Annotated in this window: 22 protein-coding genes; 11 read left to right on the top strand and 11 right to left on the bottom strand. The window is 40.2% G+C overall.

The features are described from left to right. The first annotated feature begins 86 nt into the window (after positions 1–86). Together AC27JR_RS08270 and AC27JR_RS08265 are read left to right on the top strand one after the other, a co-directional pair. Entirely contained in the window at positions 87–1,034 is a 948-nt protein-coding gene (locus AC27JR_RS08270; RefSeq protein WP_487173302.1) for a LysR family transcriptional regulator, read from the top strand. 109 nt (positions 1,035–1,143) lie between these two features. Then, positions 1,144–1,590, top strand: a complete 447-nt coding sequence (locus AC27JR_RS08265) for a hypothetical protein (protein ID WP_487173301.1) — start codon at positions 1,144–1,146, stop codon at positions 1,588–1,590. Positions 1,591–1,601: 11 nt separating this feature from the next. Here AC27JR_RS08265 and icd read toward each other — a convergent pair whose 3' ends face one another. From icd to AC27JR_RS08250, 3 genes are all read right to left on the bottom strand, one after another. Next, on the bottom strand, positions 1,602–2,852 hold the full coding sequence (gene icd, locus AC27JR_RS08260) for an NADP-dependent isocitrate dehydrogenase (protein ID WP_487173300.1): 1,251 nt from the start codon (positions 2,850–2,852) through the stop codon (positions 1,602–1,604). A gap of 95 nt (positions 2,853–2,947) precedes the next feature. Continuing rightward, positions 2,948–5,644, bottom strand: a complete 2,697-nt coding sequence (locus tag AC27JR_RS08255; protein ID WP_487173299.1) for a 7TM diverse intracellular signaling domain-containing protein — start codon at positions 5,642–5,644, stop codon at positions 2,948–2,950. Positions 5,645–5,672: 28 nt separating this feature from the next. Continuing rightward, the gene (locus tag AC27JR_RS08250; protein ID WP_487173298.1) at positions 5,673–7,943 is read right to left on the bottom strand and encodes a TonB-dependent receptor; all 2,271 of its coding nucleotides are present in this window, start codon (positions 7,941–7,943) and stop codon (positions 5,673–5,675) included. Between the two features lie 539 nt (positions 7,944–8,482). Between AC27JR_RS08250 and AC27JR_RS08245 the strand changes: the two genes are divergently transcribed. Both AC27JR_RS08245 and AC27JR_RS08240 read left to right on the top strand, forming a co-directional pair. After that, the gene (locus AC27JR_RS08245) at positions 8,483–8,650 is read left to right on the top strand and encodes a hypothetical protein (protein ID WP_007375427.1); all 168 of its coding nucleotides are present in this window, start codon (positions 8,483–8,485) and stop codon (positions 8,648–8,650) included. A 120-nt stretch (positions 8,651–8,770) separates the two neighbouring features. Continuing rightward, positions 8,771–9,604 carry a TIGR02285 family protein gene (locus AC27JR_RS08240; protein WP_076918609.1) on the top strand — a complete coding sequence of 278 codons (834 nt, stop codon included), beginning with the start codon at positions 8,771–8,773 and terminating at the stop codon, positions 9,602–9,604. A 43-nt stretch (positions 9,605–9,647) separates the two neighbouring features. Here the strand turns inward: AC27JR_RS08240 and AC27JR_RS08235 are convergent, their stop codons facing one another. The 5 genes from AC27JR_RS08235 to rnm all read right to left on the bottom strand — a co-directional run bounded on the left by AC27JR_RS08235 (position 9,648) and on the right by rnm (position 13,241). After that, positions 9,648–10,229 (bottom strand): YceI family protein, encoded by a 582-nt coding sequence (locus tag AC27JR_RS08235; protein WP_487173297.1) that lies wholly within the window; start codon positions 10,227–10,229, stop codon positions 9,648–9,650. A gap of 1 nt (position 10,230) precedes the next feature. Next, positions 10,231–10,782, bottom strand: a complete 552-nt coding sequence (locus tag AC27JR_RS08230) for a cytochrome b (protein ID WP_487173296.1) — start codon at positions 10,780–10,782, stop codon at positions 10,231–10,233. A 145-nt stretch (positions 10,783–10,927) separates the two neighbouring features. Beyond that, complete coding sequence (locus tag AC27JR_RS08225; RefSeq protein ID WP_487173295.1) at positions 10,928–11,767, bottom strand: segregation and condensation protein A; 840 nt, start codon at positions 11,765–11,767, stop codon at positions 10,928–10,930. Positions 11,768–11,769: 2 nt separating this feature from the next. Then, entirely contained in the window at positions 11,770–12,390 is a 621-nt protein-coding gene (locus tag AC27JR_RS08220; RefSeq protein ID WP_008113642.1) for an L-threonylcarbamoyladenylate synthase, read from the bottom strand. Continuing rightward, positions 12,387–13,241, bottom strand: a complete 855-nt coding sequence (rnm, locus tag AC27JR_RS08215; protein WP_008113644.1) for an RNase RNM — start codon at positions 13,239–13,241, stop codon at positions 12,387–12,389. The genes AC27JR_RS08220 and rnm overlap by 4 nt, the downstream gene beginning before the upstream one ends. A 444-nt stretch (positions 13,242–13,685) precedes the next feature. On the opposite strand from rnm, the gene AC27JR_RS08210 reads away from it, so the two are divergent. Genes AC27JR_RS08210 through trpA form a run of 6 tightly spaced genes read left to right on the top strand, consistent with a single transcriptional unit; the run spans position 13,686 to position 20,273 of the window. Continuing rightward, the gene (locus AC27JR_RS08210; protein WP_487173294.1) at positions 13,686–15,254 is read left to right on the top strand and encodes an anthranilate synthase component 1; all 1,569 of its coding nucleotides are present in this window, start codon (positions 13,686–13,688) and stop codon (positions 15,252–15,254) included. 1 nt (position 15,255) lies between these two features. After that, the gene (locus tag AC27JR_RS08205; RefSeq protein ID WP_487173293.1) at positions 15,256–15,858 is read left to right on the top strand and encodes an aminodeoxychorismate/anthranilate synthase component II; all 603 of its coding nucleotides are present in this window, start codon (positions 15,256–15,258) and stop codon (positions 15,856–15,858) included. Positions 15,859–15,868: 10 nt separating this feature from the next. After that, on the top strand, positions 15,869–16,906 hold the full coding sequence (gene trpD / locus AC27JR_RS08200; protein ID WP_487173292.1) for an anthranilate phosphoribosyltransferase: 1,038 nt from the start codon (positions 15,869–15,871) through the stop codon (positions 16,904–16,906). Further along, on the top strand, positions 16,899–18,263 hold the full coding sequence (gene trpCF, locus AC27JR_RS08195) for a bifunctional indole-3-glycerol-phosphate synthase TrpC/phosphoribosylanthranilate isomerase TrpF (RefSeq protein WP_076918602.1): 1,365 nt from the start codon (positions 16,899–16,901) through the stop codon (positions 18,261–18,263). The genes trpD and trpCF overlap by 8 nt, the downstream gene beginning before the upstream one ends. Positions 18,264–18,270: 7 nt before the next feature. Continuing rightward, positions 18,271–19,455, top strand: coding sequence for a tryptophan synthase subunit beta (gene trpB / locus AC27JR_RS08190; protein ID WP_076918693.1), 1,185 nt, complete (start codon positions 18,271–18,273; stop codon positions 19,453–19,455). Then, a complete protein-coding gene (gene trpA, locus AC27JR_RS08185; RefSeq protein WP_487173291.1) occupies positions 19,452–20,273 on the top strand; it encodes a tryptophan synthase subunit alpha in 822 nt (273 codons plus the stop codon). The genes trpB and trpA overlap by 4 nt, the downstream gene beginning before the upstream one ends. Before the next feature lie 61 nt (positions 20,274–20,334). Here the strand turns inward: trpA and AC27JR_RS08180 are convergent, their stop codons facing one another. Then, positions 20,335–20,913, bottom strand: coding sequence for a type 1 glutamine amidotransferase domain-containing protein (locus AC27JR_RS08180; protein ID WP_487173290.1), 579 nt, complete (start codon positions 20,911–20,913; stop codon positions 20,335–20,337). 222 nt (positions 20,914–21,135) lie between these two features. Beyond that, a complete protein-coding gene (locus AC27JR_RS08175) occupies positions 21,136–21,405 on the bottom strand; it encodes an HU family DNA-binding protein (protein WP_008113664.1) in 270 nt (89 codons plus the stop codon). A 231-nt stretch (positions 21,406–21,636) separates the two neighbouring features. On the opposite strand from AC27JR_RS08175, the gene AC27JR_RS08170 reads away from it, so the two are divergent. Further along, on the top strand, positions 21,637–22,278 hold the full coding sequence (locus AC27JR_RS08170; protein ID WP_487173289.1) for a CPBP family intramembrane glutamic endopeptidase: 642 nt from the start codon (positions 21,637–21,639) through the stop codon (positions 22,276–22,278). A gap of 54 nt (positions 22,279–22,332) precedes the next feature. Here AC27JR_RS08170 and AC27JR_RS08165 read toward each other — a convergent pair whose 3' ends face one another. After that, on the bottom strand, positions 22,333–23,757 hold the full coding sequence (locus tag AC27JR_RS08165; RefSeq protein ID WP_487173288.1) for a sodium-dependent transporter: 1,425 nt from the start codon (positions 23,755–23,757) through the stop codon (positions 22,333–22,335). Between the last annotated feature and the right edge of the window lie 99 nt (positions 23,758–23,856).

The following is a 23,856-nucleotide window of genomic DNA, read 5'->3' as shown; positions in this document are numbered from 1 at the left end:
CAGATTATTTTTTATTAGAGGTTTACACCTTAGCAAGCACACTTTAATTTAGGTAATTAATACAGCAAATAAATAAAATTGATCATATGAATATAAGAAATGTCGACCTCAATCTACTCGTCTATTTAAATGTATTAATAGATGAAAAAAGCGTATCTAAAGCAGCTAATAAACTCGCGCTTACCCAACCTGCGATGAGTAATGCGTTAAAACGTTTAAGAGATTTATTTGATGACCCTTTGCTAGTGCGTGCAGCTGGCTCTATGACTCCCACCGCCAAAGCGCTGTCGCTTAAACCTGAAATTGAAGCACTGCTTAAAATGGCCGAAGAGATCACCCAACCAAGCGAGCAATTTGACCCAGCGACTGCACAAGTTACATTTCGTATTATGGCAAACGATTATTTAGAGTCGACCCTCATAGCCCCCTTTATTTGCGAGCAACTAACTAAAAACCCGGGCATTGACTTCGATGTACTTAGCCCCAGCGATGTAAACTTACAAGATATGGAAAAAGGCACCATTGATTTGGCAATAAATCGCTTTAATGGCCTGCCGCGCTCTTTTCATCAGGCTACTGTATGGCGAGATAACTATTGTTGTTTAACCCACCCAAATAATGCTTTTTTAACGGATGCTAACTTAAATCAATATCTACAAAGCGAACATATTTGGGTTAACCGAGCAGGCTGGGGGCCAGAGCCCGCGGTGACCAATAAATCAGGTAAACAGAAATTAGGCTGGGTAGATGAAGCTTTGTGGCAATTAGAGCAAACCCGTAAAATACGTGTATTTACTCGTCATTACATGATTGCCAGCTTGCTGTGTCAATCTGAGCAACTCATAGCAACGCTGCCGCGTCGTCAAGCAAAACTATTAACCAGTCACACTAATTTAGTGATTAGCCCAGTACCATTTCAAGTCGTGCCCATAGAAGTAAAAATGATTTGGAGCCCGTTATTACACCATACACCGGCGCATCAATGGCTTAGACGTGAGTTATTGGCGTTCGCAAATACAGTGGTTGATAGGTAAAACTTTAAAATATTGATTAAATCAATATCAGTTATTGAAAACAACAATTTCATTAATATTATACTTAGCGCTACAGTGAAGTTAAGCCAACAAACTAAGAGTAATAATTATGCAAACATCAGCAAGCTTCACACAACAAGACGGGTTATTCATTGATGCAAATTTACATCAATTCATTGAACAACAATTATGCCCAAATACACCGCTTGAGACGGGTCACGTTTACCAGTCACTTGCCACATTAGTTGATGAATTCGGCTGTAAATGTCGTAAAAATAAACATCAAGAAAACGATATTCTCGACGTAAACACTTTATTAAGTGCCTATCAACGTAAAAGCCATCCTCATTGCCATGTTGATGCACAAACAACTGCGGCCGTATTAGACGAATACTGTTGTCAAGTACCTGCCATTATTGTCGTTGCGTTAATGGATACCCTCAGCGGCACTGTATGTGATGAGCCAAGCGCACATGAGCTTTACCACAGAGCAGCAGAGCTAACAGAGCGCCCATGCGTTCATCGTCAAGCAACTACTAACGCTTCAGCAGCTTAAAATGCAGTCGTTTAAAAATGCTCGATAACCTTATTAGCAAACTGTTTGCAGCTTAAGGTTGTCGAGTTATGGCTTGATTGGGCCAAATCAAAAGTTACCTGCCCACTGGCAAATGTCATTTCTAAGGCGTTTTCGATTAAACACGCCGCTTCATTCCATCCCATATACTTTAGCATTAACACTGCACTTAATAAGCTACTACTTGGGTTTGCCTTATCTTGACCAGCTATTCGTTCAAACGTGCCATGGGTTGGCTCAAAAAACGCCACTTCGGTATTTAAATTGGCTGCAGGCATAATCCCTACTCCCCCCACTTGTGCACTGAGCATATCGGCTAAAAAGTCACCATTTTGATTGGTGGTAGCCACCACATCAAATTGCGCGGGATCCATTAAGCATTGCTGCAACATATTATCGGCAATCACTTCTTTAATAATCAAAGGGGGGAGATTGGTTCGTTGTATTTCAAGCCAACGCCCATTTTCATGTTCATTAGCATTGTATTCTTGTTTGGCAAGCGCAAAGCCCCAGCGTTTAAACGCGCCATCGGTAAACTTAAGAACATTACCTTTGTGCACTAACGTAATCGACTCCCTTTCGTTTTTAAGAGCATAATTAATGGCATAGCGTATTAACCGCTCTGACCCTTCTTTAGATATATTTTTAATCCCAATACCACACTCTTGAGTAAAACGAAGTCGGGTTACGCCCATTTCTTCACACAAAAAATCGAGCATTTTTTCACTTTCAACACTCCCCGCCTGCCATTCAATTCCTGAATATACGTCTTCACTGCTATCGCGCAGTACGGTAATGTTAGTGGTAAAGGGGTCTTTTAATGGCGAGGGTAAGGCACTAAAGCCTTTTATAGTGCGCATATTAACAAATAAATCCATTTCATGGCGAAGTGCAACATTAAGAGATCGAAATCCACCGCCTAGGGGAGTGGTTAGTGGGCCTTTAATCGCAATTTTGCATTCACGTACCGCATTAATGGTTTCTTGAGGGAACCAGTCGCCATCATAAAGCTTGGCAGCTTGTTCACCATTATAAACCTGCATCCAATGAATCTTTCTTCTTTTGCCATAACGATGCTCAATAGCAGCATCCACTACTTGGCGCATCACCGGCATCACATCTAGGCCAACTCCATCACCGTCAATGTAGGCAATAATAGGTTGTTCGGGTATATGCCACTGTCCTTGATCATCAATGTGAATATGTTCGCCATTGTCTGGCACCTTAATATGTTGATACTGCATACGTCCTCCTACAAGAGAATATATTTAAGCATGCATAACCCTACTTGTCTTCATAACAAAGCGTATAGCGGTTATTCAACGATAAAATGTAAAGTTTAAGGTGCTTTTTGAACGGTTAAAATAACGTCAATCGCATTGAGTAGAGCCTCAACTTGTTGAATGTCGAAAGCGTCAGGTGAAGACTTTAAGTTTGTTTCAAAATCAACAGCCTGTTGATACAGCGCTTGACACTCAAACATTCCAGCCGTTCCTTTGATCATATGTACGCTGCGTGCAAAACCCGTTATATCACCCTGCTCAAATTGAGACACTAACGTGTCTTTTTGTTTATTTAACCCTTTAATATATTCTTGCTTGAGTAGTGCAAATTCTTCATCGGGTAGCTTAATGTTTTCGCATATATCAATATCAAGGTAACTTGCAATTTTACTACTAAAACAACTTCTATCTATAGGCTTGGCAATATGATCAATAAAACCTTGTTTTAAATAGCGATCAATTTCATGCTTCATCGTGTTAGCAGTGAGCGCCACAATGGGTGTTGTTACCCCTGTTGCTTGCATAATATTAATTGCTTGCTCACCATCCATAATTGGCATTTGAATATCTAATAAAATTAAATCAAAGCTTTCATCCATCGCAGCTTGCGCTGCATCTCGACCATTTTCAACAGCAACAACGGTTAACCCCATCCGTTCTAAAATTCGCTTAATAAGCTGACGATTTTCTGGATGGTCTTCAGCCACAAGTACTCTACCCACTAAATTTCGCTGACTATTATTTAAAAATAGCTCTTTGGTTTGTGGTTTACGTATATCGTCAAATGCGTTAACCCATTGCGTATGTTCGGTTGTATTTAACTCCATAGTAAAGCAAAACTCACTACCCCTACCTACCACAGAAAATACAGTAATATCGCCATTTAGTTTATTTGCTAAGCTTTTTGATATATTTAAGCCAAGGCCGGTGCCACCGTATTTACGAGAAATTGACGAGTCAGCTTGGTGAAAGGGAGTAAATAGGTCTTTTTGCTCGCTTTCGGTCATACCAATACCGGTGTCTTCAACTTTAATTATTAGTTGCTTTTGATTGCAACTCACCGTCAGCATTATGTAGCCCTGGGTAGTAAATTTAAGTGCATTGGTTGCTAAATTTAATAATATTTGTCTAAGCCGAGTTGGATCTGAGACTATCCAATCAGGTAATGGGAATTGATAATCAACTTGAAATTTTAAGCCTTTATCGCGGATTTGCTTTCCCAGTAATGATTCAATTTCAGCAATAGTGGCAAACAAATCCGTTTCAACTAATTCTATCTCTAAACGGTTAGCCTCAATTTTCGACATATCCAAAATATCGTTAATTAAACCAAGTACATGACGACTATTTTGTAAAATCACCCTGATCCCATGATTTCTTTCATGAGGCTGTATATCACCTAAAATTATCCCATCAGCATAACCAATAATAGATGTCATTGGGGTACGAATTTCATGACTCATGTTAGCTAAAAATCGACTTTTGGCTTCACTTGCATCACGAAGCTCCTCCGCCAATTGTTGTAACTCTTGGGTGCGCAGCTCAACCTTGTGTTCCAAGTTTTTAGTCAGCCCAACATTCTGATGATGCAAAATGCTAAATTTATTTGCGACTGCAAAAGCAAGTAATACCGCATCGAGTGCTGTGCCAATAAGCCCAAGTAAATAGAGATCCATTTTTATCGGATCGATGAGTCCTAAATTGGTTAAATTGCCGACCATATTAGGAATGGCCATAGCCAAATAAGCGAGAACAAAATAGCGAGCCGGTTTAAAGCCACTGATCCAACTTCGTATACCAACAATCATACCTAATGATAAAGTCGCCGCTGTTACTAAAGTGGCCCAGATAAAGCCAAAACCAGGCCAAAGCATTGCAAATGGAGCACCTGCTGTCGCAATAATGCCTAAGTAAATAGATAATCGCGATAACCTAGGAGACGTCTCTTTTAATTTAAGTAAGCTGTTATAAAATAAAATATTTGTGATTGGAATTAAGGCGAAGCCTAACCAGTGAAAATGGGCGTTGTAAAAACCAAATATTTGATCCGGTATATGAAAAAACTGACTCCAAGCTAACACCCAGCAGGCCGTAAACATGGCGTAATATAGATGGGTTTTATCTCTATCACCCAAGTAAATAAGAAAGTTATATAAACCTAATGCAATGCCAACGCCAAAGCACAGCAGCATAATCATGTTGTCTGATGTTTTTTTTACAAAAAAATCGTCATAAGGTGAAAGCACTAATTTAGGGGGAGTATAAAAATATTCACTTTGAAATTTTGCAATTAACACATAGGAGCCATCAGGCGTAAGCTTCACTTTATTACCATAGTGAAAAGCAAACTCATTGGGATAAAGCCCCCCAGTTACATACTCCTTTATTGGCTCATCAAAGGTCGACATATCATAGATACGGGTTTCGATTTTTGAAAGTAGCGTGTTATACGGATAGAGCACCAGTTCATTTAAGTCAGTTTTATTTTCAAGTGCTATAACAAACCAAAAACTACCACCAAAAAAAGACGTTATTGATTGTGGCTGTTTATTTTCAAGCCACGTTTCAATTTCAGTATGGTTTCGGGGGAAAGCCCCATTCGCTCCCTGAAATACATGACCTTGACGGAGTAAATCAGTATCTTGTTGTTTTAAAGTATACGTAAAAGGAGCGAGTGTATCTGCCTGCGCTAAGTTGCTAAAGCACAAAAATGTACAATATAAAAATAGCTTTAGAACTGCCTTCATTGGCATACTTGGCACCTTAATTTAAAAACTGAAATTAAAACTGATAACTAACATCCAAACCAAAACGCCTGCCTTCACCTTTAAAGTCTTCAAGCATGCCGAGGAAAGAGCTTAAATCAAATTTTAAGTGACTATATTGCGTACCAAAAAGGTTTTTCCCCCAAATAGCAATCGCCCAGTTATCATGTTGATAATGTATGTTTGCGTTAAAAATACTATAGCCATCTTGCATCGCATAAGGGTTTTGATTCTGATCAAAATAATAGTCGGATTGATAATCAACTAATAATTGCGTTGTTAGTGGGTGATTAGCCAGCACGTGCGTGTATTCAATGCCTGCACTGAGATTCCATTTTGAGGTAAATGGTAAGCGATTATCAGTTAATGCGTTACCTAAAGGATCAACATATTCTTCAAACTCTGCATGGGGTATATAACCCATAGCAAACTTAACATTCAAATCATCGGTCATCCAATACTCAAAATCTGCCTCTAGGCCATATATAGTCGAGTCAGCCACATTTTCTAATAATTGAATAGGCGGGCTCTGTTCAGATACTGAAGGCTGATTCATAAACACTTGTTGATCATTATAATCATAATAAAAAACAGCCCAATTAAATCGCATGCCCAACTGTGGCCACCAAGACTTTGAGCCAATTTCATGTGAGTTCAACCGTTCTTTTTGATAATCAGCGAGCTGTGCTTGTTCAACTGATGATAAAAACCCACCGTTATAGCCTCCGCTTTTCGCGCCATTAGCAAATCGATAATAAGCATAGGTTGCATCATCCAGCTTAACGTTCACACCCAACTGACCAGAAATGCCATTGTCTGACTGCTCTCCCTGAACACGATAAAATGGCACCTTAACTCCGGTTAAATCGTTAGGATCTAAAATAATATTAAGTTGAGACGTTGAGTCGTAATCTAAAGACTCATAAGAATAACGAAGCCCAGCGGTAATTAGCCAATCTTGATTTAATTGATAGTCAAGTTGCGTAAACGCTGCAATGCTCTTTGTGTTTATTTCATTATCATAGAAAAAAGTAGCGGTTAAATCTGTCGATAAAATGCCTCGATAATCCCGTAAAATATCATTTACATTATCTTGAATAATAGACTCATCAGCATAGTAAATTCCCGTTGTAAGAAAATGCTCTGCGAGCTGAGATTGCAACCGAAATTCTTGCGTTACTAAATCAGTATTTAAACCTAAATTGCCTTCACATAACCGTGCTGGAGAGCCATCACAGTTAAAGGCATGATCACGCTTTAACTTGTTATAGCTAGTTAGTGAAATAAGCTCATTGTGTGAGTCCAACTGCCAATTTACATGGGCACTGATCCCCTTACCATCGGTTTTATGTGGCGAATTATTATTAACACTCACTGTATAAAAATCATCACTGCCATCATTAAATCCAAAGTTATCAAAACAGTTGGTTGAACCTGCTTGTGCTGGCGAGCACCGCTCTCCAGTCAGCGGATTAGCAATAACTCCAATACTGCCAACAGGCTGAACTATGCCATCCCAATCGGAAATATGCCCTTTTATCAACAACTGCACAGTGTCAAAGTCAGCTAAAAAAGATACTCGACCATTTGTTTGCCGCATGCCCGCGGTTGGTGAATCAGCAAAAATATTGTTTGTAGAATAATCATAATTTTGATGGTTTAGCGCAACACGAACGGCTGTGTTTTCTCCAATAGCTGAATTAAACATAGCATCAACACTGGTTGCATTATTATTAGCAACACCTGTACTTAAATAACCACTTTGTTCAAACTCAGGGCGTTTAGAGCGGATTAAAATAGCGCCGCCTGTAGAGTTACGACCAAATAAAGTTCCTTGAGGGCCACGCAAAATGTCAATTTGCTCAATATCAAATAAGTTAACAATTTGGTTACTGGCAGAGCCCACTGCTATTTCATCAACATACATAGCCACCGGCGATGTATTCGCGGTGTTGTAATCAACTAGCCCTACGCCACGAATATTAACCGCTGGCGGTGTACCTTCTGCTGCGTTTTGGCTAATTTTTAAATTAGGGGCAAATACAGATAACTCAGTCGAATCTTTAACATGTTGCGCTTTAAGATCATTCCCTTTTATTGTGCTTACAGAAATGCCGACTTCTTCAATTTTTTGCGCTCTTTTTTGCGCATAAACCTCGATGATTTCCATATTCGGTTGGTCATCATTTCCACCCTCTACAACTACTTTTGCCTGCAGTGGCAGTAAAAAGCCTGGTAAGCATACCAACCATAGGTTTTTATTAAGAAGCTTGCCTTTATTTTTCATTTCACGTGACCTTTACGCTTAACAAATGTAAACAATATGTTTAAGTATATACTAATCAACCAATTAAACTGTGCTGTAAAAATATTTTAATTTTTAATGGCGACAAATGTATTTTTCCAGCATTTGCGTGGATACTGCGCAAACATAGCAAATTAATATTTAAAGATAGCCTCAGGTTAGGATTATAGGAAAAGACAGACTGCCTAAATGAAAGTTTTATACTATTCAAAGTATTTTAATAAATTGCTTGCAAAGAAAAATGTTGTGACGTAATATTGCTGCTTGGCTATAAAAAGCCCTAGCGGTTAACCTCTTTACCCTGATCCAGTAAGCCCCGCAAAACGTATATTCAAAAGCTAAGTTATTGTACGGCGAGAACCCCTATTAATACCTTGATGATTTATTTTAATATCATCGTAAAAGTGTCATAAAGATCGTCAACACTGTAATGAAGCTAAACACAATGTGATTATTTATCATCTGTAATGTGCTTTAAGAAAAAGCCCAGAATAAATAACAAAAATAAAGTGAGTTTTATTATGTCATACAAATATAACGGATCTATGATCCAAATAGCACATCCAGTGCAATCAATTTCGGTTAACAAACATCGTGTAATCTTTAGTGATACACAGGGTTTGAAAAATGCGTTGTTTCAAAAAGCAAGCGATGCACGTCAATTTGTAAAATGGCTGAAAGCCAGCTAGTTATTCATAAGTTAAACACTTATAAATAAATTTAAAATGCCAGCATAAAGCTGGCATTTTACTTTTTGGGATATTATTGACTACACTTAAATTCATGTTTAATTATTCGTTGTAGTGTAAATGCAGTTTTCGTGGTTAATACTATTCGTCTGTGTATTTTTGAGCACAACGTGTGATGCCAGAACAATAAAATGGTTAACGCATGACTTTGCGCCCTATTACATTTTAAGCGGTCCGGATAAATCTCAGGGACGTGATGAAAGTATTATTTCGCTGTTAGAGCAACAACTCCCGCATATTAACTTTGAACGAGTCATTATCCCCTCTGGTAAAGTCATTCAGGAACTTGCAAACCAGCAATCTAATGCTTGTGCATTATCACTTTATAAAAACAAATACCGAGAAGAGCGTGTTTATTTCACGCATCAAAGCTCTACAGCAGGTCTTTCTCCCTCTATTGCCATGCATCAAAAGCTGAGTGCTGCGCTAGATATCGAAAGCAGTGAGTCGGTGTCATTAACTCATTTATTAGTGAAAAAACAACTCACCTTAGGTGTATCGATGAATCGCTCATACGGCAGCGAGATTGATAAAATAATTAATACCACACCTAATACAAACATCGTTATTAGACCCACTCGCGATACCCTGAGTACATTAACTTATATGCTTAATTTAGAGCGAATTGATATTTTGCTAGGTTATCCCAGTGAGCATTATTACTTAGCAAAAACGATGGGGTTTAGTGATAATTTAACGCAGCGTATGCTAACAGAAGCACCAAAAATTAGTTACGGTTATATTGGCTGCACTAAAAACGAGCAAGGCGCAGAAGATATTGCCACACTCAATCAGCAACTAAAAATGCTTAAACAAACTAAAGAATATAAGCAGGTATTAACTCGGTGGCTGCCGAATGATTTAAAGCCAAAACTGACTCTACATTTACAGTAAAAAGCTAAGCGCGATAGCGCTTAGCTTTAACTATAAAACGGTATTATTGACGAATACCTTCAATAAATAACCCAATATCAACATGCGTTGACGCAGGGCCTAAGTCGTAATCAATACCATAGTCGGCCAACTTTAAGCTGGTTTCACCTTCAAAACCAACACGGTAACCACCCCATGGATCTTGACCTTCACCAATTTTATCTATTTCAAAGCTAATTGTCTTTGTAACACCATGAAGGGTAAACTCACCGGTTACTGTCGCTTCTTCACCGTCTTGATCAAACTTAATGGCAGTGCTTTTAAAGCTAGCCTGTGGGTATTTGCTTACGTTTAAAAAATCACCACCGCGTAAGTGTTTATCTCGTTCGGCATGGTTTGAATCTAGGCTTGCTGTGTCGATATTTACACTGATTTGAGATGCGTTTGGATTTTTAGCGTCGTAGTTAAACTGCCCATCAAAGGTGTTAAAACGCCCGTGCAACCAGCTGTAACCTAAATGTTTAATTTTAAAATTAACAAAGGCATGTGCTCCTTTGGTATCAATAACATAGTCTGCAGCACTAGCATGGGTAGCTGTCATAAACATCGCTGCTGATAACGCTGAAGTTAATAGTAACTTTTTCATTTTAAGCTTCCTTTTGTAATTTGATCATTCTAATTAATGTTTTATCTTTATCTATAAAGTGGTGTTTTAACGCACCTAAAATATGCAGCACCACAAACCCGATCATTAAGCATGCGCTGTAATAATGGATCTGCCCTGCTATATCTGCCTGAGAATCAAAGGTAAAGTCGATGGCTTTTACATGAAACAAGCCAAACACTTCGATTGGTCGTCCATCAGCAGTAGAAATTAAATACCCAGACACCATAATGATAACTAAAAACAGATACATTAAAATATGTGCCGTTTGCGCGAGCTGGTTTAATTGTGTATTAGTGCCAATAGGGTTAGGTTTTACATTAAAACGACGCCATAAAAGTCTAAAAACAAATACAGCGGCTAAACTTAGCCCTATGCTTTTATGTAAATCTAATGAGCCTTTGTACCAGCTGTCGTAGTAAGTTAGCTCAACCATATATAAACCTAAACCAAACAAACCAAAGACGGTCAGCGCCATTAGCCAGTGCAAAAGTATAGCCACTAAGCCATAACCGGTTTTTGAGTTTTTAAACATTGCCTATTGCCAATCCCTAATCTAGTAATAGCATTACGATATAATGGATAACTGGCGATTAAAATAGCATATGCAAACACTCACCGTGCGTATACGCACAGTAAAGACAGTAAATTTAGTATAATTGCAATAAATCTAAGGAAGGTTAACTTTCTGCTGACTCGTTAAGAGACACATATACTTGGCTATCAGACTCAACTTGCAAGCACGCAATTAAGCCCTCTTTGATTAGTTCTAACATGGCGATAAAACTAACAACAACCCCACTACGCCCCTCTTCAAAGGTAAACAATTGAGTAAACGCAACGGGCGCTTTTGCTTGGGATAAAGTGTGTAAAATTAAACTCATACGTTCACGAGTTGACAGGGTTTCTGCACTAATTAAATGATGCTCAAATGTTTTAGCACGCGCCATTACGTCGCTTAGCGCTAACAATAGATCTTTGATTGCCAGTTCAGGTAAGGGTTGGTTTTTTTCTTCTAACTCTGGGAAAATTGCATTGGCGATAAATATATCGCGACCAACGCGGGGCAAAGAATCGATATTTTCGGCCGCTTTTTTAAATTGTTCGTACTCTTGTAGACGTTTTATAAGTTCGGCGCGGGGATCTTCCTCTTCTTCTAATTCTTCATGCACAGGCAGTAACAACCGCGACTTAATCTGCGCCAGCAATGCTGCCATTACAAGATATTCACCAGCAAGTTCTAACTGAAACTCACTCATCATTTCTACATATTTTACATACTGCTCAGTAATGCTAAATATTGATAATTCGAGAACATCTAACTTGTGCTTTTTAATTAAATAAAGCAACAGATCTAACGGGCCTTCAAAGGTTTCTAAAATAACTTCAAGCGCATCAGGGGGAATATATAAATCTTCAGGCTTTTCAACAACGGCTTTCCCATGCAAAAATGCCAGTGGCAGCTTTTGCTGCACTGGCATATCTGTAGATATTAACGAAACCGTCTCAGGCTGTTTCATTGTTATTCAAATGGAGCCGTATCACCGCAGCCTACACGTAAAATTTGAATATCGTCCTCTGATAAATCAATTACCGTGGTTGCTTGCTCTGTGAGGTATCCGCCGTGAATAATTAAATCGACATGCTTATCTAGGCGCTCCAAAATGTCATCTGGATCCGCTTGCGTGTATTCATCCCCCGGCAAAATAAGTGAGCATGACATTAATGGTTCACCTAATTCAGCAAGCAACGCACAGGCAATTGGGTGTTCAATAACACGAATACCTATGGTTTTTTTCTTATCGTTTAATAAGCGTTTAGGTACTTCTTTTGTGCCTTTAAAAATAAACGTATAGGGCCCTGGGGTATTATTTTTGATCAGCCTAAACATTTGGTTATCTACCCGAGCATAAGTAGAAAGCTCAGACAAATCGCGGCATACTAAAGTAAAATTATGGTGTTTTTCAATGCCGCGAATACGCTCTATGCGCTCTTTAGCTTGTTTGTTACCTAAATTACAGCCAATCGCATATCCCGAATCTGTTGGGTACACAACTACGCCGCCTTGCTTAATAATATCAACAGCTTGAGAGATTAGTCTAGGCTGTGGGTTATCCGGATGTATATGAAATAATTGACTCATAATGCAACTCCTTCGTGCTTTTCCCATGTTTGCCAAACCCCTTGGCAATCTTTAGGTAAGTATAAATTTTTTCCAAGTTCTAAATAACTAGTCGGAAAATGAAAATCAGAGCCTTGAGAGCAAAGCAAATCGTATTCTTGACTCAATAAGCCTAAAAACTGACGCTCACTCGGGGCCTGTTGCGGTTGGGCAACTTCCATTGCGTCACCGCCCACTGATTTAAATTCCACGAGTAGTTTACGCAACCATTTATTCGACATTTTATAGCTACTTGGGTGCGCTAAAACAGCCACTCCACCGGCGGCATGAATCGCTTTAATTGCTGTTTGCATATCACACCAGTTACTCGGTACGTAACCGGTTTTTCCTCGTCCTAGATACTTTTTAAATACCCCAGGAAAGTTTTTAGCCACACCTCGCGCAATTAAGGCTCGGGCAAAGTGAGCGCGAGTAATTTGCGCATTTTCAGCCAGCTCGCGGGCTTGTTGATAAATACCTTCAAAGCCATTTTTAGTTAATCGGTGGCCTATTTCAATTGCACGGGTTTCGCGCTTTTGCTGTTGCTCGGTGAGTAATGTATGCAAAGTGCTATCATTGGTATCAATATTTAGCCCAACAATATGAATTTCAAAACTCTCCCATTTAGTTGATATTTCAACCCCATTAATCAGTTTAAGCGGCAAGTTTTCGCGTTTGATAAAAGCCTGCGCAGGCTCAATTGCCGCCACAGTGTCGTGGTCGGTAATGGCAAATACATCAATTTTTTTATCGACTGCTCGCGCTAATAATTCCTCAACCGTTAAGTGTCCGTCTGAGTGCGTTGTATGGCTATGTAAGTCGTATTTTATCAAATGAAAACTACTTTAATTAATGGTTTAAGGGTGTTTCACACAGTATAACAAGTTTTTTAACGGAATTGTTTTAAATAAACACTTGACACAAAAGCAGTTGATACGTTTTACTGTAGCCACTTTTAGACATTAAAGAATAAATAACAATGAAAAATACAATTCAAAACATCATTTGGTGGTGGCACTCTTAAAACAAAGGGTGATGAATTGTCGTGTCTAAACAAAAAATTCTAACCCGCTACCATGCGGGTTTTTTTATCACTAAATTTTGCAATACAAGATTAACAGGAATTAAAAACATGAATAACGTAAACACTCTTACACATCATTGGTGGTGGCGCCTGGCATAGCGGGACGGTAATGGTCTATCTATAATTTAGACATCGTTATTCAAACCCCGCACTGCTTAGCATTGCGGGGTTTTATTTTTTTAGGGGATGAGGTTTGATTTTTAGTCATATAACAACAACACCAGGTGAAGTGACCAGCATAACGCAAGTAAGAGACTACATAAGTAGCCCACTTGCCTTGTATGCGGCACTTGATAAACCTAACTCACTATTGCTTGAATCTGCAGAAATAGATTCAAAAGATAGCGTAAAAAGCTTAATACTGGTTGATTGTGCATTGCGTATTGTTTGCCAAGGCAACCAAGTGAGCATCAGTGCACAATCAAACAACGGCCAACAACTACTTAACTATTTGCAGGCTAATGTACAAAACTGCGCTTCACAGTTAACCGATACCACACTCACACTTGAGTATCACCCAGCCGATGACACCATTGACCAAGCTAGCAAACTGATTGCAGATAACGCTTTTAGTGCACTACGCACTTGTTTAAATAGTATTAAAAGCACCACTGACAATCCGTTCTCAGTGTTTTTAGGCGGCGTATTTGCCTACGACATGGTGGCTAACTTTGAACAACTAACCGATGTACCCGACGGTGAAAACACCTGTCCAGACTACGTATTTTATTTAGCAGAAACACTGGTTGTTATTGATCATCAAAAACAAACAACCGAGTTAATTGGCAATGTGTTTAATGGCCCAGATGTTCACGCAAACTGTTTTGAAGTGGGCAAACAATTAGAACGCCTAAATACATTGTGCGACCACGCCGCAGATTTTAGTGCCCCAAGTCAAACGGGTGATTGCCCTGTAAATGTTGATATTAGTGATGAGCAATACTGCCAGCAAGTGATTAAGCTTAAACAACACATAGTTGATGGCGATATCTTTCAAGTGGTGCCCTCTCGTACTTTCTCATTGCCGTGCCCTGACTCATTACATGCTTATAGCCAGCTTAAAAAGCAAAACCCAAGCCCGTACATGTTTTACATGCGTGATGAAGATTTCTCATTATTTGGCGCTTCACCAGAGTCTGCGCTTAAGTATGAGGTGAAGTCTCAACAAGTTGAGGTTTATCCGATTGCAGGTACTCGTCCACGGGGTAAGTTTGCAAGTGGACAAATTAATCCCGATTTAGATAGCCGCATTGAACTTGAGCTCAGAAACGATCAAAAAGAACGTGCCGAGCATTTAATGCTGGTTGATTTAGCGCGTAACGACGTGGCTCGTATTAGCGTGCCTGGTACTCGCCATGCAAAAGAGCTATTAAAAGTAGACCGTTATTCACAAGTAATGCATTTAGTATCACGCGTAGTTGGAACATTAAAACCAGAACTAGATGCCCTGCATGCTTATCAAGCCTGTATGAACATGGGCACCTTAGTGGGTGCACCCAAAGTACGTGCGGCAGAATTAGTGCGTAAAACAGAAGGCAAACGTCGCGGTAGCTATGGTGGCGCGGTTGGTTATTTAACTGGTGACGGTGCCATGGACAGCTGTATTGTTATTCGTGCCGCCTTTGTTAAAAATAATATTGCTTATGTGCAGGCCGGTGCTGGGGTTGTATTTGATTCAGACCCAATGTCAGAGGCAAACGAAACGCGCGCTAAAGCCCAAGCGGTGATCACCGCAATTAAATCGACGTATAAGGCAGTATAAAATGAGTGAAGCACACCCTATTAAAATTTACTTTTTAGATAACTTTGACTCATTTAGCTACAACCTTGTCGATGAGCTAACAATGCTTGGGGCTGAGCTAGTGGTTTACCGAAACGACATTAGCGCAGAGGTCATATTCGAAAAAATGCAGGCAGAGCGTGGACAAGTACTGCTGGTATTATCACCAGGCCCTGGTGCACCAAGCGATGCAGGCTGCCTTATGGAATTAATTAACCTGTGTAAGGGTCAATTTCCAATGCTTGGTATTTGTTTAGGTCAACAAGCGCTAACACAAAGTTATGGCGGAGTAATCGGTCATGCTGGTGAAACCGTACATGGTAAGTCATCAATCATAGAATTAAATGATCACCCTGTATTTTACGGCATGGGTAGCACTATACCGGTGGCACGTTATCACTCATTAATGGCAACAAAAGTACCTGATAACTTAGCTGTTATTGCCAAGTATCAAGATATACCAATGGCTATTTATCATCATCAAGACAATGCACTGGGCTATCAATTCCACCCAGAGTCAATTTTAACGCCCAATGGCGCAATGCTACTGCAACAAAGCGTTGCTTATTTAACACGTGCGAAATAAAAGGAACATTATGACTAATCAATTACACAGCCCGCTTAATGTTCAACACGCTATTGAGCACATCATCACAAAGCAGTCACTTAGTTACGCGCAAGCAAAAGCGCTATTTGACCAAATTATGCAAGGCAATATGAGCGATATTGAACTCTCTGCGTTACTAATTGGCCTTAAAATGAAAGGTGAAGTAAGCGATGAGATTGCCGGTGCAGCCGCTTCAATGCGTGAAAATGCCGTTCCCTTTATCACTAATAAAACGCAACTTGCTGATAGTTGCGGTACCGGTGGCGATGGTTCAAACACTATAAATATTAGTACCACCGCCGCGATTGTAGCGGCAGCAGCTGGTATTAATATGGTAAAACATGGCAATCGCAGCGTGTCGAGTAATTCAGGGTCTGCTGATTTACTCAAAGCACTGGGGATCAATATCGATATGACTCCAGAGGTGGCTGCCCGTTGTTTAGAGAGCACAAATTTTACCTTTTTATTTGCACCGCGCTACCACAGTGGTGTGCGTCATGCGATGAACGTGCGTACCAGTTTAAAAACCCGAACTATTTTTAATATTCTTGGGCCACTGGCTAATCCAGCCGCTCCTGAGGTGCAATTACTGGGCGTGTACGATGAGTCTTTATGCATGCCTATGGCACAAACGCTTAATACTCTAGGCACTAAACGCGCTATGATAGTACACGGCTCCGGTACTGACGAAATCGCCTTACATGGCTCAACACAGGTTGTAGAGCTTAATAATGGCAAAATCACCCAGTACACACTCAGCCCAAGTGATTTTGACCTTGCAAACTATTCACTTGAACAATTAGCCGGTGAAGGCCCACAATACAACGCAAACGCCAGCCTTGCTATTTTACAAGGTAAAGGCACTGAGGCACACAACGCTGCTATTGTTGTTAATGTAGCCGCATTGCTGTACTTAACCGGCCAAGCACAATCGTTAAAACAAGGTGCGCAAATCACACACTCTTTATTACGTTCAGGCAAGGCCATGGACACACTAAATGCAATTATTGAGGTAAGTCATGGCTAATGTATTAGATAAAATTATTGCTGATAAAAAAATAGAACTCATTGAGCGTAAGGCGGCGCGCCCGCTGGAGAGCTTTAAACATCAAGCCAAACCAACAGAGCGTAGTTTTTACAAAGCTCTGGCAGCGCCAGGCACACAGTTTATTTTAGAATGCAAAAAAGCATCGCCCTCTAAGGGGTTGATTCGTCAGCCATTTGATTTAACAGAAATCACCCAAGCGTATAAGCAATATGCCACTTGTATGAGTGTACTAACTGACGAAAAGTACTTTCAAGGCAGTTTTGATTACCTTGAATTTGTGCGCAGCCAAGTAGAACAGCCGCTTATTTGTAAAGACTTTTTTATTGATGAGTACCAAGTTTATATGGCACGTATATATGGCGGCGACGCTATTTTACTGATGCTATCAGTGCTTGACGATCAGCAATACAAAGCACTGCATGCCGTTGCCGACTCGTTAAATATGTCGGTGCTAACTGAAGTAAGTAACGAAGCAGAAGTGCACCGTGCGCTGGCACTTGATGCGCAAATAATTGGCATCAATAATCGCGATTTGCGCGACTTAAGCACCGACTTAGCCACTACAGAACGACTACGTAAGCTTATTCCTAGTAATAAAGTGGTTATTTCTGAGTCAGGTATTTACACCCATCAAGATGTAAAACGCTTAGCCCCTTTATGCAATGGCTTTTTAATTGGCAGCTCATTAATGGCTGAAGCTGATTTATTACAAGCATGCCGCCGCGTAATATTAGGCGAGAACAAAGTGTGCGGTTTAACCCGTAATCAAGACGCTATGGCAGCCTATAACAATGGCGCTGTGTATGGCGGGCTGATTTTTTACCCTAAATCCCCCCGCTTTGTCGATTTGGATTGCGCCAAAGAAATCAGCCAAAGTGCGCCTTTAAAATTTGTCGGTGTATTTGTTAATGCCGCTATATCTGACGTGGCTGAACACGTTAAACAACTTAAATTATCAGCCGTTCAATTACATGGCCAAGAAGATGAACAATACATTGCGTCGTTACGTAATGAATTACCACGTAATTGTGAAATTTGGAAAGCACAGGCGATAAAAGATGTTTTACCACAACCTGTTGCAGGCGCAGATCGCCATTTATACGACACCCACAGTGATTCACAGGCTGGCGGCACAGGCAAAACATTCGATTGGTCGGTGCTTCGCGATGCAACGACCCCCTTTATGCTTGCTGGCGGCTTAAACCCAGACAATATTAGCGATGCACTTTTTCAAGGTGCTCTTGGACTTGATTTAAATTCAGGTGTTGAAGAGTCTCCAGGGAAAAAGTGTGCAAACAAACTACATCATGCTTTTACAAGTATCAGAAATTATTGAGGTTAAAATGCAAAATCCAGCTTATTTTGGCGAGTTTGGCGGTATGTTTGTACCGGAACTGCTTGTCCCTGCGCTTAAGCAGTTAGAAAACGAATTTAATAAAGCACAAAAAGATCCTGAGTTTCAGGCAGAGCTAAGTAAATTACTTAACGAGTATGCGGGTCGCCCTACGCCGCTTACGCTAACGCGTAACTTAGTTAAAAACCCAAAAGTAAAACTGTACTTAAAGCGTGAAGATTTACTACACGGTGGTGCGCACAAAACAAACCAAGTATTAGGCCAAGCACTGCTTACCAAACGCATGGGTAAAAAAGAAGTCATAGCAGAAACCGGCGCCGGCCAACATGGTGTAGCCACTGCACTTGCCTGTGCATTGCTTGGCTTAAAATGCCGTATTTACATGGGTGCAAAAGATGTTGAACGCCAGCAGCCAAACGTATTTAGAATGAAACTCATGGGTGCTGAAGTTATTCCAGTAACGGCAGGCTCGGGCACATTAAAAGATGCGGTTAATGAAGCGTTACGTGACTGGTCAGCAAATTATCAAGACGCTCATTACCTTTTAGGTACAGCCGCGGGTCCTCACCCATTCCCGACTATTGTACGTGAATATCAAAAAATAATTGGTGAAGAAGCAAAACAACAAGTACTTAAAGCCGAAGGCCGTTTGCCTGATGCGGTTATTGCGTGTGTAGGCGGTGGGTCAAACGCCATTGGTATGTTTACCGATTTTATTGATGAGCCAAGCGTTAAGCTTATTGGCGTTGAACCTGCAGGTAAAGGGTTAGACACGCACGAGCATGGCGCAACCATCTGTAAGGGAACAAAAGGTATTTTGCACGGTACTTACACTTATATTATGCAAAATACAGATGGTCAAATTGAAGAGTCTTACTCTGTATCGGCGGGACTAGATTACCCTGCTGTAGGGCCACAACATGCCTTTTTACACGAAACGGGCCGTGCTCAATATGTAGGTATTACCGACACCAAAGCACTTGATGCCTTTCAAGCATTGGCTAAACACGAAGGGATTATTCCTGCGCTTGAATCAAGTCATGCGCTAGCCTACGCCCTCGAATATGCAGAAGAGCAAACGCAGGACAGTATTATTGTTATTAATTTAAGTGGTCGTGGCGATAAAGATTTAGCCCACGTACACAAGGTATTATCAGAGGAAGGTCAACTATGAGCCAAGTAAAAACTGACCGTTACGGACAAATGTTTGCCGCACTAAAAGAGCAAAACCAAGGTGCGTTTGTACCGTTTGTGACCATTGGCGATCCGGGTAAAGCGCAAAGCATCGAAATTATTAAAAGCTTAATTGATGGCGGCGCTGACGGACTGGAATTGGGTATTCCGTTTTCAGATCCGATTGCCGACGGCCCTGTTATTCAAAAGGCCAATATTCGTGCTTTAGATGTACACATTAATACACAAGATTGTTTTGATATTATTAAAGAAATACGCCAGTACAATGCCGATATTCCAATTGGCTTATTGTTGTATTCAAACTTAATATTTAAACGTGGCTTAGAAAAATTTTACACTGATGCAAAAGCAGTAGGCGTTGACTCTATTTTGGTGGCTGATGTGCCATTGCACGAGTCGAAAATGTTTAGAAAAGCCGCCATGGCCAATGGTATAGACCCAATTTTTATCGCCACGCCGAACGCCAGTGACGATACGCTACGTGAGTGTGCATCGTACGGTCGCGGTTACACTTACTTACTGTCTCGTGCAGGGGTAACAGGCACCGATACTAAAGCACAAATGCCTGCAACAAACGTGGTTTCGCGCTTACAAGAGTACCACAGTGCGCCTGCATTATTAGGTTTTGGTATTTCAACACCTGATGATGTAAAAGCGGCGCTTAAAGCCGGTGCTGCGGGGGCAATTTCAGGCTCTGCAGTCGTAAAAATCATTGAAGCAAACTTAAATGATTTAGATGCAATGACCACCCAATTAAAAACATTTGTAAGTGAGATGAAAGCCGCAACAGCGCTTTAATCAACGATTTTTTAACCACTAAAAAAGGGCATGTAACATGCCCTTTTTTTGAAGCGCTAACTTAATGCGCTTGATGCTTACCCTCAAGGATCTCTTCAATAAATTTAGCATTAAACGCGTCTAAATCTGCAGGGCTGCGGCTAGTCACTAAGCCTTGATCAACACAAACCTCTTGGTCAACCCAGTTAGCACCCGCATTAATTAAATCGCTTTTAATGCTAGGATACGAAGTAACTTTTTTGTCTCTGAGCTTATTAATTTCAGCGAGTAACCACGGCGCATGACATATAGCGGCAACGGGTTTGTTTTTCTTTGCCCCAAAAAAGCCGTCTACAAATGCCTTAGCGTCCGAGTCTTGGCGTAAGCTATCGGGGTTAAACAAACCACCAGGCAGTAAAAGCGCATCGTAATCGGCGGCATTTGCATTGGCAGCTAATTTATCAACGGTTACTTTTTCACCCCAATTGTCTTCATTCCATGCGGTGATCTGCCCTTCTTTAATAGAAACAACCTCAATATTGGCGCCCGCTTCAAGTAAAGCAGCCTGTGGCGAGAGTAACTCGCTTTGCTCAAATCCATCGGTGGCTAATATGGCAATTTTTTTACCTTGTAAACGATTACTGTTATGTAAGTTACTCATTAAATACTCCTTATTTCATTCAATACATAACTGTATTTGCATATCACATACCAAATATAACACGCTGAATATAATAAGATTTTATAAATATGAATAAGCCAGCAATGTAAATTATTTACACTGATTGCAGATACTACAGGCAAAGGTAATAAAGCAAAGAGCCTGTAAGCTAAATGTTGGCTTTTGGGGAAGATGCGAACTTACAGGCACTAAAGTTTAAAATTAAAGGCGCTCTTTTAACGCTTTTGCTGGTTTAAATACGGCTTTATTAGCCCCTTGTATTTCAATCGCTTCACCAGTTTGTGGATTACGACCAGTACGCGCTGGGTAATAGCTTAGTGCAAAAGTGCCAAAGCCTGATATTTGTACCTGATCGCCTTCAGACAATGACTTTGTAATCACTTTTTGTAAGCTGGTTAACGCAGCTTGTGCGTCTTTTTTTGTTAATTCACTCGCATCCGCAATGGCTGCAACCAGTTCTGCTTTATTCATTTTTTGCTCCTAAATACACGCCTAGGCTTAAACCCATTAGCGTGGCAATACAATGATGTAAAAATAAAAGCAGGCAGGCTAAGGGTTGCAAGGGGGTAAGTCAACCTTAACCGAGGGCTAAGAGCCTTAGTAAGAGTCAGTGGGTTTAAATATAATCAGCTTGGCTGTTTTATGGTCATAAAGATGACTTAATCGTTTGCTAGGGTGAGATAAAAATCACCGTGAGCAAACGTGAACGCTAATCAATATCGCTGGTTTGAATTTGCCTTTATTTTTATTATTCTGCCTTTAATTGGCTTTAATATTCGCCAATATTTATCTAACTGGCTTATTCCGGCACTGATCATCCTCATGAGTGTGTGTTGTATGTTGCTACTAAACGACACTCACTTTAAACGTTTTAGATTAACTAGCTTGGGGCAGTTTTCTGCTGTGAAGCGCCGTATGTTTAGCTTTTTCTTTATTGGCGCGTTATTTTCGGGGGTATTTTACAACTTACTTTACCAAGGACAATGGTTTACTTTACCTCGAGAAAACCTCGCCGACTGGCTGATGCTATTACTGCTCTACCCTTTATTGTCGGTGATCCCGCAAGAATTAATATTCAGAACCTACTTTTTTCATCGTTATAAACGCATTATGCCCAGTAAATGGCTACGCATTATTGTCAGTGCGAGTGTATTTGCACTGGCACATATTGTTTACGCTAATTCGGTTGCAGTAAGTTTATCGTTTATAGGCGGGTTACTATTTGCTTATACCTACGCACAAAGCCGCTCAACCTTTGCCTGTGTTCTTGAGCACAGTTTATGGGGCATATGGATGTTTACCCTAGGAATGGGTGACTATTTAGACTCTGGTGCATTAAATTAACGAAAAGCAATAAAAAAGCCGCGACAAGCGCGGCTTATTTAGATTTAGTTTAAATTAAAAACCAAAAATACTGATATCAAAAAACTTCGTTGCAACGGTATTTACAAAAATGATTAATAATATCGCTGGAATAAAGGTTTGCAGTGAAAAATTAACGTACTTTTCCATAAAGCTATTAGCATAATTAGGAGAGCCCTGTCTTAGCTCTTCGCTTAAGCGAACTTTTTTCCATTTATACATTACAAATAAACACACCATTAAACCATTTAAAGGCAATATGGTGTCGTAGAATACGTCATAAACAATATCAAAAAAGCTCTTATTGCCACTACCGTAGCTAGTAAAGGTAGTTAGGCTGTCAATCATACCAAACGACATAATACACAAAATAGTTAATATACCAGTTGATAAAGTAAGTATACCAAGCGCTTTTTTACGGCTAATGCCTTTACGGTCGCTTAGTGTTGCAGTTGGTACTTCAACAATAGATACCAATGATGTGATCGCAGCAAAAAATACCAATAAGAAGAAAATAAATGCCACGGCTGATGCGCCAAAGTAACCAATATCATTTTGTAGCGCTAATAAGATTTTTGGAAGATAGACAAAAATCATTGAAACTGACGAGTCAGATAACTTAGCCGGATCGGTATTTGGGTCAAAGCTAAAAATAGCCGGTAACACCATTAAGCCTGCTACAAACGCAACCAGTGAGTCGGTAATAGCGACCATTTTAGCACTGCCTACAATGTCATCTTTTTTCGAAATATAAGAGGCATAGGTAATTAAAATACCCATACCTAACGACAATGAGAAAAACGCTTGGCTCAGTGCACCGTTAAGCACGCTGGCATTCATTTTACTAAAATCAGGAATAATGTAGTACTTAACACCCGCCATTGCGTTATCAAGGGTGAGTACATAACCCACCAGTATAATTAGCATGACAAACAAAGCAGGCATTAAAAATTTAGCCGCTTTTTCTATGCCGTCTTTTACACCACCGACCAAAATAAGGTTAACAATAACCACAACCAGTGCCATATAACCAAACACGGTGTAGCTATTTATAAACTCACCAAAATGCCCAGGGTTTGCCAGCATATCTAAATTACCCAGTGCGGTTTGGCTTAAGTAACCAAAAATCCACACCGTGATCACCATATAAAAAACAGCAATCATAAATGGCGTTAATACTGCTAAAAAGCCAGCAAACTTCCATTTTTTGTCGTTATTAGCTAATACCTTGTATGCACCAAGCGGGTCTTTTTGTGCATGACGACCCATGGCCATTTCGGCCATCATTACAGGTAAACAAATGAATGCGACGAACAAAGCATAGACGAGCAAAAATGCACCACCGCCATTCTTAGTCGCAGAAACTGGAAAGCCTACTAAGTTACCAATACCCACAGCAGAACCTGCCGCTGCCAATATAAATCCTAAGCGGGAGCTAAAGTGCTCTCTATTTTCACTCATGTAATAACCTTGTTATTATTTATCTTATCCAAGGGACTCTACCAGTGTTACGCAACGCTTTTCAAGCAATTACCGTGTAAAAAAACATTCTTGCTGTAA

This window comes from Pseudoalteromonas sp. NH0006-26 (assembly GCF_057552415.1).
Note: the sequence above shows the minus strand (reverse complement) of the source record. Positions and strands in the feature narration are given on the sequence as shown.

What these genes read in the sequence shown, in the direction of transcription:
- AC27JR_RS08250 (WP_487173298.1), bottom strand. Translation starts at nt 7,943, where the DNA reads ATGAAAAATAAAGGCAAGCTTCTTAATAAAAACCTATGGTTGGTATGC.
- trpB (WP_076918693.1), top strand. Translation starts at nt 18,271, where the DNA reads ATGCAAAATCCAGCTTATTTTGGCGAGTTTGGCGGTATGTTTGTACCG.
- AC27JR_RS08165 (WP_487173288.1), bottom strand. Translation starts at nt 23,757, where the DNA reads ATGAGTGAAAATAGAGAGCACTTTAGCTCCCGCTTAGGATTTATATTG.
- AC27JR_RS08240 (WP_076918609.1), top strand. Translation starts at nt 8,771, where the DNA reads ATGCAGTTTTCGTGGTTAATACTATTCGTCTGTGTATTTTTGAGCACA.
- AC27JR_RS08265 (WP_487173301.1), top strand. Translation starts at nt 1,144, where the DNA reads ATGCAAACATCAGCAAGCTTCACACAACAAGACGGGTTATTCATTGAT.
- AC27JR_RS08245 (WP_007375427.1), top strand. Translation starts at nt 8,483, where the DNA reads ATGTCATACAAATATAACGGATCTATGATCCAAATAGCACATCCAGTG.
- trpD (WP_487173292.1), top strand. Translation starts at nt 15,869, where the DNA reads ATGACTAATCAATTACACAGCCCGCTTAATGTTCAACACGCTATTGAG.
- AC27JR_RS08180 (WP_487173290.1), bottom strand. Translation starts at nt 20,913, where the DNA reads ATGAGTAACTTACATAACAGTAATCGTTTACAAGGTAAAAAAATTGCC.
- AC27JR_RS08175 (WP_008113664.1), bottom strand. Translation starts at nt 21,405, where the DNA reads ATGAATAAAGCAGAACTGGTTGCAGCCATTGCGGATGCGAGTGAATTA.
- trpCF (WP_076918602.1), top strand. Translation starts at nt 16,899, where the DNA reads ATGGCTAATGTATTAGATAAAATTATTGCTGATAAAAAAATAGAACTC.
- trpA (WP_487173291.1), top strand. Translation starts at nt 19,452, where the DNA reads ATGAGCCAAGTAAAAACTGACCGTTACGGACAAATGTTTGCCGCACTA.
- AC27JR_RS08220 (WP_008113642.1), bottom strand. Translation starts at nt 12,390, where the DNA reads ATGAGTCAATTATTTCATATACATCCGGATAACCCACAGCCTAGACTA.
- icd (WP_487173300.1), bottom strand. Translation starts at nt 2,852, where the DNA reads ATGCAGTATCAACATATTAAGGTGCCAGACAATGGCGAACATATTCAC.
- AC27JR_RS08230 (WP_487173296.1), bottom strand. Translation starts at nt 10,782, where the DNA reads ATGTTTAAAAACTCAAAAACCGGTTATGGCTTAGTGGCTATACTTTTG.
- AC27JR_RS08225 (WP_487173295.1), bottom strand. Translation starts at nt 11,767, where the DNA reads ATGAAACAGCCTGAGACGGTTTCGTTAATATCTACAGATATGCCAGTG.
- AC27JR_RS08255 (WP_487173299.1), bottom strand. Translation starts at nt 5,644, where the DNA reads ATGCCAATGAAGGCAGTTCTAAAGCTATTTTTATATTGTACATTTTTG.
- AC27JR_RS08205 (WP_487173293.1), top strand. Translation starts at nt 15,256, where the DNA reads ATGAGTGAAGCACACCCTATTAAAATTTACTTTTTAGATAACTTTGAC.
- AC27JR_RS08270 (WP_487173302.1), top strand. Translation starts at nt 87, where the DNA reads ATGAATATAAGAAATGTCGACCTCAATCTACTCGTCTATTTAAATGTA.
- AC27JR_RS08235 (WP_487173297.1), bottom strand. Translation starts at nt 10,229, where the DNA reads ATGAAAAAGTTACTATTAACTTCAGCGTTATCAGCAGCGATGTTTATG.